Genomic DNA, 12,074 nt, shown 5'->3' with positions numbered 1-12,074 from the left:
GGATTGCCGGTAGGACATAAACTGCCACTTCATGGATTTTCATCAGACCACTTTGGACGTCGCGACAACGCCTCCGCATCCGGTGTGGTCTCCGCTCGATCGGACCGCGGGCGATCTAGAAGGACAGGTCTACCGCGCGGTACGGGATCGCATCCTGCAGGGCCAATTGCTTGCAGGTCAGCGCCTGCCGTCGACGCGCGTCTTGGCCAACGCTCTTGGTGTCGCCCGCTCGACGGTCGTCCTGGCCTATGACCGGCTCAAGGCGGAAGGATATCTTGAGGCCGCGTCCGGATCGGCCAGTCGCGTTGCCCCCGTTGCGAAGCTGCCCTCCCCGGGACCGGATCGCGCCGAGCCGACCATTCCATGGCCGAGCGCCGAACCGCCCGCCCAGAAACTCTTCGAGCCCGGCATCCCGGACCTGGCCGGTTTTCCGCACGCAACCTGGGCGCGATGCCTGGGCGCCCGAGCCCGCTCGCTGCGGATTCACGATCTCGGCTACGGCGACGCCGGTGGCATCCGCGAGTTGCAGGAAGCGATCATCGCTCATGTCGCCGACCGGCGCGGGGTTGTCGCGCGGCCTGAGCAGGTGCTCGTCCTTCCCTCGACCAGGGCGGCGATCGGCCTGCTCGCGTCCATCCGGCTCCAACCCGCCGCAAGCGATGCCAGCATCGCCTGGATGGAAGAGCCTGGATACCCGGCGGCACGGGCCTTGCTGCAGGCGGCCGGAGCACGCATCGTCCCGGTCCCCTGCGACAGTGCAGGGATCGATGTCAGCAAGGCCTCCGGCCCGCCGGCGCGGCTGATCTATGTCACGCCCTCGCATCAATACCCCACTGGCGCAACGATGAGCCTGCAACGACGACTGGCCTTGCTGGAGGTCGCGCAAGCCAGCGGAGCTCTGATCATCGAGGACGATTACGACAGCGAATTCCAGTACGCATCCCGCTCGATCGCGGCGCTGCAGGGCATCGATCGGAACAATGTCGTCGCCTATCTCGGCACGTTCTCGAAGGTTCTGGCACCGGGGGTAAGGGTCGCCTATGCGATCGTTCCACCCTGGCTGCTGGAAGACGCCCATGTCGGCCTGCAACTCCGAGGCGCGGTTGTACCGATCCATGTTCAGGCGGCGCTTGCCGATTTCATCCGAGAGGGGCGGCTGCGCGCCTATATTCGCAAGATGAACGCTGCCTATGCCGCGCGCATGGCCATGAGTATGGCGGCCCTGAGCCATCATTGCGGTCAGGTTCTGCACCTCGGCGGCGGTACAGGTGGCCTCCAGCTGGCCGCATGGTTCAAGGATCAGCGTGCCGATGATCGCGCCACGGCTCACCATCTCAGCCAGCACGGCTATGCGATGCAGCCCATGTCGCGCTTCCATCTTGGTCCGCCCCGGACCGGGCTCGTCTTCGGCATCTCGCGCGTGACCGCCGACACGGTCGAGGAGGTTGTGGCGAAACTCGGTCGGTTGCTCCCGGCGTAACCGCGAGACCGTTCAGGCGGCGGCGCGCCGGATGACATCGGGCCCCGAACCGTGGCTCGCCTGCCTGTCGTGATAGAAGGCGATGAACTCCTTGGCGGGGAGCGGTTTTGCAAAGAACCAGCCTTGGGCAAAATGCACGCCGTGATCGAGCAGGTAATCGAACTGCTCCCGGGTTTCGACGCCTTCTGCGACGATGAACAGGTTCAGCGTCTTGGCCATGTCGATGATGTGAGAGGTCACCGAACTGGTCGCCGTGTTCCGGCCGATCGTGTCGATGAAGGATTTGTCGATCTTGAGGGCGTCCAGCGGCAGGCCCTGCAGATATTGCAGGCTCGAATAACCCGTCCCGAAATCGTCGATCGCCACGGAATGACCGAGCTTGCGGGCCTGAATGATCGTCTCCCGCGCCGGATTGATATCGATGAAGCCGCGCTCGGTCGCCTCGAGCCAGATCTGCTGCGGCCTTATGCCCGTCGGCGCGAGCGCGGTCTGGATGAACGACAGAATCCGCCCGGTCTTGATATCGTCCGCACAGAGATTGACCGCGATGTGCAAGGACCGGTCGGTCACCAGCAGCGCCTTCATATCGAGGATCACCACGTCGATGATCTGATCGGTGATCGGCATGATCAGCCCGCTTTCTTCCGCAAGCGGAACAAAGAGATCCGGCTGCACCAGGGAGCCATCGGGGCGCCGCCAACGCACGAGGGCCTCGGCACCGACGCAGATGCCGGTCTCGAGCTCGATGATCGGCTGATAATGCACGATGAATTCGCGGTTGCGCACCGCGATCGTCAACTCCCCCAACGGAGACAGGCGCTTTCGGGACAGCCAGATGATGATGCCGACGATGAAGGCCGCGATGAAGGCCCCGACCGGCAGAAGCAGCATTCGTTCCCGCCGGAGGGGCCTCAACAGGCTCTCGCGCGACTGGGCCGCAACTGCGACCCAGCCTTGAGCGCGGGCTGCTGCAAAGATGTTGTGATCATCCATGCCCGTGCGCGGATTGGCGAGCAGCTCGCGCAGCACCCCGGGATCTGGATCGTTCAGGGCACCGATCAGCACGCCCTGTTCGTTGCCGACGGCGATCTTGATGCCGGGGTCGACGATCACGTCAACCAGGCGCACCGGGTCGATCAGGACATTGTAGTCCCCGTGGTGCAGCGCCATCCTGGCATCGCCGCCGCTCACCATCGGCATCATCCTGACGATGACCTCGATGCCGTCTGCCGTCACGTAGTCGCCGGGAGAGTGGGCAATCCTGTCAGCCGTCTGACCCCAGGATGTACATTTCAGGATTCCGTCGCGAAAATACCCAACCTCGTCGATCGAGCGGTTGTTGATCGCGAGCCTGCGCATCGCGGCAATATGCTCCTCGGTGCAAGGCTCATACGGAGTGCCGGCGATGGTCCGGAGGGCCTCGCTCGCCCCGGCGAAGGCCGTCTCCGCGCGCACGATCACCCGCTTGGCAAACAGCTCCAGCCGGGCCTGCTCGGCGCGGACGGCAAGCGTCCAGGAAATATGGAGCATCACGGCGATCGGAAGGACTGCGCCGACCAGGGCTAGCACTGACGCGACAAGGATGATGTGAAAACGCTTCACGCTTGCGCCTTCGCGAATGGCGTGCACCCCATCAACGAGCGGAGCGTACGGGTTCCGGAACTGCTGCGCAATTTGCGTCACAGACGGAGCCGATGTCTTGTCGAACTGCAGGAATAGTGAATCGGCGCCCTGCAGGAATGACAAGGGCGTTACAATTCCCTGACGCGTTTGATCGGCGCGAACAGCCGGACATCTCCGAGAGCCAGCCGTTTCACCTCGCAAGACGGAGCCTCTACTCGTGCCGTGCGATGCCTCGCTTGAATCCCGCGACGCGGCTTGCGTGGAGCGCTCCGACCTTGAGGCGATCCGATTGAGGCGCGAGCTCCCGCCGCCATGCAGGAGGACAAAGCAAAGAGCCCGGGTACGATGACGGCGTGGCCGCCGTCATCGGGTCGCAAAACCGGGATTGCTGGGCATCGGCCCAGATTGCGCCCGGGGCGCTCGGCTACGCCGCCTCCAGCCCGAATTGCAGGGCAGCCAGCCTGGCATAGAGCCCACCTCTCGCCTTGAGCTCCGCGTGGGTGCCCTCCTCCACCACCTGGCCCTCGTCCAGAACCAGGATGCGATCGGCAGAAAGGATGGTGGCGAGCCTATGGGCGACCACCAGCGTGGTGCGGCCCTGCATCAGCCGGTCGAGCGCATCCTGGACCGCGCGTTCGCTTTCCGAATCGAGCGCGGAGGTGGCCTCGTCCAACAGCAGGATGGGCGCATCTTTCAGCACCGCCCGGGCGATCGCCAGACGCTGGCGCTGGCCGCCCGAGAGCGTGACGCCACGCTCGCCGACGACAGTGTCGTAACCCTGCGGCAGAGCACGGATGAAGCCGTCGGCTGCGGCCAGGCGGGCGGCTTCCTCGACCTCCTCGCGGCTCGCACCGGGGCGGCCATAGGCGATATTGTCCCGCACCGAGACACCGAACACGGTCGGTTCCTGCGGCACCAGCGCGAAGCGCTGCCGCCAGGCTTCCGGATCGGCGTCGGTCCCGGCGACGCCGTCGACCATGATGCGGCCTTCCGCCGGATCAAAGAAGCGCAGCGCAAGCTGCAGCACCGTGCTCTTGCCGGCACCGGATGGGCCAACCAGGGCAATGCGCTCGCCCGGGCGGACGCTGAAGGACATCTCGTGCAGCGCCAGGACCGTCCGCCCAGGATAGGAGAAGGAGACGCGTTCGAAGGCGAGTTCACCGAGCGATGGCTCGGGCATCGGCTTTGGATGCACAGGAGCGGTGATCGCCGGTTTGGTCGCGAGGATTTCGCCGAGGCGCCCGGCGGCACCGGTGGCGGCCGAAATCTCGCCATAAACCTCCGAGAGCTGTCCGAGCGAACTCGCAGCCAGCACCGCGTAGAGCACGAATTGCGAGAGCCTGCCGCCAGTCATCCGGCCGGCAAAGACATCCATCGCGCCGACCCAGAGCACGCAGACCACGCTGGCGCTGACCAGGAAGATCGCGACGCCTGAGAGGATGGCACGCGAGCGCGTCGCGGAGCGCGAGGCCGCATAGGCATCGTTCGAGGCACTCTCGAAGGCCCGGGCCGTCTGCCGCTCGGCCCCGAAGGATTGCATGGTGCGGATCGCACCGACCGCCTCCGAGGCGAAGGCCGAGGCATCGGCCAGACGATCCTGCGCCGCCCGCGCCCGGCGCCGGACCGAGCGTCCGGAGAAGACCAGCGGCAGCACGATCAGCGGGATCGCGGCGATGACGATGGCCGAAAGCTGGGGGCTCGTCACGACCATGAGCGCCAGGGCACCGAGAAACATGATGCCATTGCGCAATGCGATCGAGGCAGCCGAACCGAAGGCCGATTTGATCTGCGTCGTATCCGCCGTAAGGCGCGAGACGAGGTCGCCGGCGCGGCTCGAATCGAAGAATGCGGGCTCGAGCCGGGTCAGATGGGTGAAGACATCGGCGCGCAGGCTGGAAACGATGCGCTCGCCGATCGTCATCACCAGATAGAATCGCGCCGAGCTCGCCAGTGCCAGCACGGCGACGACCCCGATCAGCAGCATGAAATAATTGTGGGCGAGCGCCTGATCGCCGCCGGAGAACCCGACATCGATGACGCGACGGACCGCGAGCGGCAGCACCAGAGTCGCGCCCGAGGCGACGATCAGTGCGAGGATGGCCAGCGCGATCCGCCCCTTCTGCGCCAGCGCATAGGGCCAGAAGGAGGAGAGAGAATGGAAATCGGGGCGCGTCTTTTTCTGGTCTTCGTTATCTTCGGCCACGCTTCACTGTCCTGTCATGCTTGCGCTGTCGCTTCGCCTGCGCTATTGCGCTGGCGACTTCACGACAGGCTCATACGAATTGTTCGACGGGCCGGCCAGCTAGCCTGGTTATCGACCGTGCCCGCTTACGATTGAGGATTTCGCCATGAAGACCGGCATCCATCCCGACTACCACACCATCAAGGTCGTCATGACCGATGGCACCGAATACTTCACGCGTTCGACGCTCGGCAAGGAGGGGGACACCCTCAATCTCGACATCGACCCGAAGACCCACCCGGCCTGGACCGGCGGCACCCAGCAGCTGATGGACCGCGGCGGCCGCGTCTCGCGCTTCAATTCGCGCTTCGGCGCCCTCAGCGCGCTCGGCAAGAAGTAATTCGGCCGTCGATCGTCCCCGATCGACGCAGCCTGCAAACACAAAAGCCCGGCCTAGCGGCCGGGCTTTTTGCGTGTCGGGCGGCGATTGGTCGCGGTCGCGAGCCCCGCGCATCAGGCTCAGTTGAGCAGGGCGAGCCGCGATTGCAGGCTGCGGATCTGGCTCTGGACGGGGTTCGGAGTGACCTCGAACACGTCTGAACCGGACATCAGCCCTTCGAGGTGGCGGATGCGGTCCTGCAGACGGATGGAGTGGGCAATCAGATCGCGCAGCCTCTGCGGCAGGCGCATCGCCTCTTCCTGCACCGGCGACAGCATCGGCTCGGCGATCTTGACTTTGTTCTTCTCCAGCCGAGCCTGCTCTGCGGTCATCTCTCCTTCGGCCACGGCGCGCTGCACCAGGAGCCAGGAGGCGATCTGCATCAGCCGCGTCGTCAGGCGCATGCTTTCGGTCGCATAGGTCAGCGCAACATCGCGCGGGAGTGCCGCCGACTCGGCGCGGCCGTCGCCATCGAGGTAGCTCGCCGTCAGCTCGACCAGCGCCATGCCCTCGCGAAACAGCAGCATGAAGCCGTCCGATTTGACGAAGCCCCTTGCAAAGGAAAGTGCGCCTTCATCCGGCCCGGACTTCAGCAGCGTCATATCGGTCATCGCGACGTCTCCAATCGGCACAAAGGCGTGTGCGTCTGGGACGCGCCACGGATTGATACCGTCACAACGGCAAGAATAGCGCCGTTGCATTGTCGAGACTCTGGTAAGATGTTGTTAACCTTAACACGCCATGAAGGCCAAAAAAGAGCCGCCCCGAAGGCGGCTCGAAGGTCAACAGGGAGGCGTCAAACAGAGTGGGCAGGAGCCACTCGACATCCAGAGAAACTGGATGATCGGATTCATACTTTGGAATCGTTAAGGAGCGGTTAAGAACGCCGCCGCGCGAGCATATTTGCGCAAGGAAACGGCAGGATCGGGCGACGATTGCCCTCCTCCCGCGCCAGTCGGCCCGGTCGATGCGCGCTTATGGAATCCTGGCACGACGAAGCCTGAGCTATTCGTGCCGCGAGCCCCTGCCTCAGCCTATCTTGCGGAAAAAGGCATCCGCAGCCGAGCGCGAGGCATCCTTTTTGGCCCTGATCTCCATCAGGCGCGCGATCTCGGTCTTGAGCGCCTCGATGCGTTGATCGATCTCCGCGAGCGACAGCATCGCAAGATCCTGCCCGATCTGGTGAATGGGTTGCGGCGCGGGGCGGTCATCCTCTGAAAATATCGACATGGCTGCCTCATTTTCGAAACGCGACGGCGGAGACTAGCCGGCTCGCCGCCGCAAGGCCACTATCTCTGCGAAGCAGGCGTCAGATGCGGACGCCTCATGACCAAAGAGGGACAACCAGACGTGATGCCAATCCTTCCCGAGACGATGACCGCCATCGGCTTTGCGGCCCCCGGCGGCCCTGACGTGTTGCGTCCTGAAACACGGCCCGTGCCGAAACCGGCCGCAGGCGAGGTTCTCGTCGAAGTTGCGGCCGCCGGCATCAACCGGCCCGATGTCCTGCAGCGGCTCGGCGGCTACGCTCCCCCGCCCGGCGCCTCGGATATCCCCGGCCTCGAGATCGCGGGCAGGGTCGTGGCGGTCGGCGATGGCGTCGGCCGCTTCGCGTTGGGAGACCGGGTCTGCGGGCTCGTCGCCGGCGGCGGCTATGCCCAATATGCAAGCGTCCACGAGAGCAATGCCCTGCCAGTCCCCGCCGGGCTGTCGCTGATCGAGGCGGCCGCGATTCCCGAGACCTATTTCACCGTCTGGACCAACGTCTTCCAGCGTGGCCGGTTAAAGAGCGGCGAGAGCTTCATGGTCCATGGCGGCAGCTCGGGCATCGGCACCACGGCGATCCAGCTCGCAAAGGCCTTTGGCGCGACGGTCATCGCAACCGCGGGCTCGGATGAGAAATGCGCGGCCTGCCGCGAACTCGGTGCCGATGTCGCGATCAACTACCGGGAGCAGGATTTCGTCAGCGCCGCGAAGGAGGCCACCGGCGGGCACGGCATCGACCTGATCCTGGATATGGTCGGCGGCGACTACATTTCCCGCAATTACGAGGCAGCGGCCGAGAGCGGCCGGATCGTCCAGATCGCCTTTCTGAACGGCCCCAAGGCGGAGGTCGATTTCCGTCGGCTGATGATGAAGCGCCTGACCCATACCGGCTCGACACTGCGCCCGCGCACCATCGCCGAGAAGGCAGCCATCGCCGCCGAGCTGGAGGCCAAGGTCTGGCCCCTGCTGGCCCAGGGCCGCTGCAAACCCATGATCCATGCGACCTTCCCCTTGGCAGAGGCCGCGGCCGGGCATCGCCTGATGGAGAGCAACGCCCATATCGGCAAGATCGTCCTGACGATGTGACCCGCAGCCGCGATATCAGTGCTCGCCTTGCCGGCCGGCGCTGTCATCGATCATAGGGCTGTCTGAGCCACCGGCGCCTTCCGCGCTTTTTCTTGGACAGCCTTCATGGCTTTGCATATAACGCCCGCATCCTGCTCATCGCTGATGATTTGGATGGCCGGCCGAGGAGGCCGGTCGGCGCATGAGAGCTTTTGTCCGCGACCCTGATCCGGCGTAAGCCGCCGGCCTTCGAGATCCAGGAGACGATGCCGTGTCACAACCCCCGCTGATGCCGAAAGCCACTGCGGTCTGGCTCGTGGAAAACACGTCGCTGACCTTCGAGCAGATCGCCGAGTTCTGCAAACTCCACCCGCTCGAAGTTCGCGGCATCGCCGATGGCGAAGTCGCCGCCGGCATCAAGGGCCTCGACCCGATCACCTCTGGTCAGCTCACCCGTGAGGAGCTCGAGCGCGCCGCCAAGAACCCGAACCACCATCTCCGGCTTGCCGAGCGCAAGGTGAAGGTGCCGGAGATCAAGCGCGCCAAGGGGCCGCGCTACACTCCGGTTTCCAAGCGCCAGGACCGCCCGAACGCGATCCTCTGGCTGCTGCGCAACCATCCCGAGCTCAAGGACGCGCAGATCATCCGCCTGATCGGCACGACGAAATCGACCATCGCCCAGATCCGCGACCGCACCCACTGGAACGCGCAGACCCTGACGCCGGTCGACCCGGTCAGCCTCGGGCTCAGCTCGCAGATCGATCTCGACTTCGAGGTCGGTCGTGCGGCCAAGGATCGCCCGGCCGCCCTTGCGGAGGCAGGCTCGACCTTGCTCCCGGCCGAGGAGACCACCGCGCGGGAGCCGGTCCATGCGAGCCAGCCTTTCGCTGATATGAGCAAGCCGAAGCGCGAGGAGGAAGCGGCGATCGACGTCGATTCCGTCTTCGCCAAGCTGAAGCAGCTCAAGCGTCCGGCCGACGAGGACGACGAGATCTGAGGTCGCTGACGACCGAGCGGCCTGCCTGTCGCGGAGAATGGCCTTGGCATCCGATCTTGCCTTCACCTTTCTCGGCACGGGCGCGCCGCCGGTCAGCCTGCGCCGGGCCGGCCCGTCCCATCTCGTCCAGGGGGCCGGACGCAAGATCCTGATCGATTGCGGCTCGGGCGTGAGCCAGCGCCTGGTCGCCGCCGGCCATCGCGGCACCGATATCGACCTGCTCATCGTCACGCATGAGCATTCCGACCATCTGGTCGATTTCTACCAACTTGTGGTCTCATCCTGGCATCAGGGCCGCGCCCGCCCCTGGCGTGTGCTGGCCCCTGCCCCCGCACTTGCCAATATGCGCGCGCAATACGAGGGCTTTGCCCGCGAACGCGCCTTGCGCATTGCCTTCGAGAAGCGGCCCGACGCCACGGGGCTCGATGTGCAGTTCGAGGAGCTGCGCGAAGGCATCGTCTCCGGGCTGGGCGAACTCGCGATCGACGCCTTCCTGGTTGATCACCGGCCTGTCGAGCCCGCTTTCGGACTCGCGATTTCGCTGGCAGGCAGCAGCCTTGTCTTCTCGGGCGACACGCGCCTGACACCGTCGCTCGAACGCGCCGCGCAGAATTGCGATCTGCTGGTCTGCGAGGTCTTCATCGACAGTGAGATGCCTGTCGTCGCCGGTATTCGCTCGGCCGAGACCGTGGCGGCCGTACAGGCCTATCACATGACCCCCGCCGTGGTGGCGAAACTGGCGACGCAGGCCGGCGCAGGCATGCTCGCGCTGACGCATCTGGTACCGCCCGGCGCCGACACCTCCCGGCTTGCCCGCGAGATCAGGACGGCAGGTTATGCCGGCCCGCTGATTGTTGGCGAGGATCTGATGGCGCTCGATGTCGGCGAACGACTGCTGCGCTGGAATGGCGCGACGATCGGGATCTGAGCCGCGTCATCGCGAGCCAGGCAATCCTGTCTCGCCCTCGGACTAGCCAACGCCTCTCGCCTTGAGGACCTCGCCGATCTCGTCGAGCACGACAGGATCGTCGATCGTCGCCGGTACGGCATATTCCTCGCCATCGGCGATCTTCTTCATCGTCGCGCGCAGGATCTTGCCGGAGCGTGTCTTCGGCAGGCGTGCCACGGTCACCGCGAGCTTGAAGGCAGCAACCGGGCCGATCTTGTCGCGCACCAGCGCAACCAGCTCCTTCTCGACCTCGGCCGGGCTTTGCGTCACGCCCGATTTCAGCACGACGAACCCGCAGGGCTGCTCGCCCTTCAGAGCATCCCTGATACCAACCACGGCGCATTCCGCCACCGCCGGATGCGAGGCAAGCACCTCCTCCATGCCACCGGTCGAGAGCCGATGGCCGGCGACGTTGATGATATCGTCGGTGCGGCCCATGATGAAGACGTAGCCGTCCTCGTCGATGAAGCCGGCATCCGAGGTGTTGTAATAGCCCGGGAAGGCCGTGAGATAGGATTGGCGGAACCGCTCGTCGTCCTGCCACAGCGTCGGCAAGGCGCCGGGCGGCAGCGGCAGCTTGACCACGATCGCCCCCATCGTGCCGGCCGATACGGGTTTTCCGGTCTCGTCGAGGCACTGCACGTCATAGCCCGGCAGCGGCACGGTCGGCGATCCATGCTTCACCGGCAGGAGCTCCAGCCCGACCGGGTTGCCGACCATGCAGGAGCCGCTCTCGGTCTGCCACCAATGGTCGATGACCGGAACCTTCAGCACGTCCTCGGCCCATTTCAACGTATCGGGATCGGCCCGTTCTCCGGCGAGGAAGAGCGTGCGGAACTGCGACAGGTCGTAGCGTGCGAGATGGGTTGCCTGCGGATCCTCCTTGCGGATCGCGCGAAACGCCGTCGGTGCGGTGAACATCGCCACCGCCTTGTGTTCGGAAATGACGCGCCAGAACGCGCCGGGATCAGGCGTGCCGACCGGCTTGCCCTCATAGAGCACCGAGGTCGCGCCATGCAGCAGCGGGCCATAAACGATATAGCTATGGCCGACGACCCATCCGACATCGGACGCGGTAAAGAAGACCTCGCCCGGCTTCACGCCGTAGAGGTTCTCCATAGTCCATTTCAGCGCGACCATATGGCCGCCGTTGTCACGGACCACTCCCTTGGGCCGACCCGTCGTGCCCGAGGTGTAGAGCACATAGAGCGGGTCCGTGGCGGCGACCTCGACGCAATCGGCCTTGCGTCCCGCGGCCTTGGCCGAGGCGACCAGCGCCCGCCAGTTCCGGTCGCGCGTGACATGCATGGAGGCGTCCGCCTGGGGACGCTGCAGCACGATGCAGGTTTCCGGCTTGTGGGCGGCGAGCGCGATCGCGCCGTCGAGCAGCGGCTTGTATTCGACGATGCGTGTCGGCTCGATGCCGCATGTCGCGGTCAGGATGACCTTTGGCCTGGCGTCATCGATGCGCGTCGCCAGTTCCTTGGCGGCGAAGCCGCCGAACACCACCGAATGCACCGCCCCGATCCGGGCGCAGGCCAGCATGGCAAAGGCTGCCTCCGGGATCATCGGCATGTAGATGATGACGCGGTCGCCCTTGCCGACGCCCAGATCCTGCAGGACAGCCGCAAGCGTCGCGACCTCGCCGAGCAGATCACGATAGCTGTAGCTCGCCTTGGTTCCGGTGACGGGGCTGTCATAGATCAGCGCCGTCTGCTCGCCCCGCCCGTCACGCACATGCCGGTCGAGCGCATTGAAGCAGGTATTGCAGCTCGCATCCGGGAACCAGCGTCCATAGACACCGGCTTCGGCATCGAAGATCGCCTGCGGCGGCTTGATCCATTCGATCTCGCCTGCCGCCTCGCGCCAGAAGCCGATCGGATCCGCCTGCCAGCGCGCATAGGTTTCGCGATAGTGGCTTGCATGCGTGGCATTCATCGGACGCGTTCCTCTTCGCCTGGTTCTGGCCTAGACCCGGCAAGCGGGTCGGGCGATTTTGCGCGGGATCGTGCTCACTCTCCCCCGCCTGCGCAAGCACGCCGCCGTCAGACTTTAGCTACGCATCCGCGCACG

10 protein-coding genes are annotated in these 12,074 nt (G+C 65.2%); 5 read left to right on the top strand and 5 right to left on the bottom strand.

Annotated elements, in window-relative coordinates; translation table 11 throughout:
• Window positions 1–31: 31 nt before the first annotated feature.
• Window positions 32–1,480: a MocR-like pyridoxine biosynthesis transcription factor PdxR gene (gene pdxR, locus AC1DGP_RS10495; RefSeq protein WP_441506991.1), complete on the top strand. Its 1,449-nt coding sequence runs from the start codon at window positions 32–34 to the stop codon at window positions 1,478–1,480.
• A gap of 12 nt (window positions 1,481–1,492) precedes the next feature.
• On the opposite strand, the gene AC1DGP_RS10490 is transcribed toward pdxR, so the two are convergent.
• Window positions 1,493–3,082 (bottom strand): EAL domain-containing protein, encoded by a 1,590-nt coding sequence (locus AC1DGP_RS10490; RefSeq protein WP_441506990.1) that lies wholly within the window; start codon window positions 3,080–3,082, stop codon window positions 1,493–1,495.
• Between the two features lie 445 nt (window positions 3,083–3,527).
• Window positions 3,528–5,306 carry an ABC transporter transmembrane domain-containing protein gene (locus AC1DGP_RS10485; protein ID WP_441506989.1) on the bottom strand — a complete coding sequence of 593 codons (1,779 nt, stop codon included), beginning with the start codon at window positions 5,304–5,306 and terminating at the stop codon, window positions 3,528–3,530.
• A 145-nt stretch (window positions 5,307–5,451) separates the two neighbouring features.
• Here AC1DGP_RS10485 and rpmE point away from each other — a divergent pair, with 145 nt between their 5' ends.
• Window positions 5,452–5,685, top strand: coding sequence for a 50S ribosomal protein L31 (rpmE, locus tag AC1DGP_RS10480; RefSeq protein WP_043238453.1), 234 nt, complete (start codon window positions 5,452–5,454; stop codon window positions 5,683–5,685).
• A 119-nt stretch (window positions 5,686–5,804) separates the two neighbouring features.
• Here the strand turns inward: rpmE and rcdA are convergent, their stop codons facing one another.
• Together rcdA and AC1DGP_RS10470 are read right to left on the bottom strand one after the other, a co-directional pair.
• Window positions 5,805–6,335: a protease adaptor protein RcdA gene (gene rcdA, locus AC1DGP_RS10475; protein ID WP_113513280.1), complete on the bottom strand. Its 531-nt coding sequence runs from the start codon at window positions 6,333–6,335 to the stop codon at window positions 5,805–5,807.
• Window positions 6,336–6,753: 418 nt separating this feature from the next.
• Window positions 6,754–6,954: a DUF1192 domain-containing protein gene (locus tag AC1DGP_RS10470; RefSeq protein ID WP_069879389.1), complete on the bottom strand. Its 201-nt coding sequence runs from the start codon at window positions 6,952–6,954 to the stop codon at window positions 6,754–6,756.
• Between the two features lie 120 nt (window positions 6,955–7,074).
• Between AC1DGP_RS10470 and AC1DGP_RS10465 the strand changes: the two genes are divergently transcribed.
• The 3 genes from AC1DGP_RS10465 to AC1DGP_RS10455 all read left to right on the top strand — a co-directional run bounded on the left by AC1DGP_RS10465 (window position 7,075) and on the right by AC1DGP_RS10455 (window position 9,980).
• The gene (locus tag AC1DGP_RS10465) at window positions 7,075–8,076 is read left to right on the top strand and encodes an NAD(P)H-quinone oxidoreductase (RefSeq protein ID WP_441506988.1); all 1,002 of its coding nucleotides are present in this window, start codon (window positions 7,075–7,077) and stop codon (window positions 8,074–8,076) included.
• Window positions 8,077–8,326: 250 nt separating this feature from the next.
• Entirely contained in the window at window positions 8,327–9,052 is a 726-nt protein-coding gene (locus AC1DGP_RS10460) for a DUF1013 domain-containing protein (protein ID WP_441488192.1), read from the top strand.
• Between the two features lie 43 nt (window positions 9,053–9,095).
• Window positions 9,096–9,980: an MBL fold metallo-hydrolase gene (locus AC1DGP_RS10455; RefSeq protein WP_441506987.1), complete on the top strand. Its 885-nt coding sequence runs from the start codon at window positions 9,096–9,098 to the stop codon at window positions 9,978–9,980.
• 42 nt (window positions 9,981–10,022) lie between these two features.
• On the opposite strand, the gene AC1DGP_RS10450 is transcribed toward AC1DGP_RS10455, so the two are convergent.
• Window positions 10,023–11,939, bottom strand: a complete 1,917-nt coding sequence (locus tag AC1DGP_RS10450) for a propionyl-CoA synthetase (protein ID WP_441506986.1) — start codon at window positions 11,937–11,939, stop codon at window positions 10,023–10,025.
• Window positions 11,940–12,074: the final 135 nt, after the last annotated feature.

This window comes from Allobosea sp. 05T433, from assembly GCF_056396065.1.
This window is presented reverse-complemented; position numbering and strand designations above follow the sequence as displayed.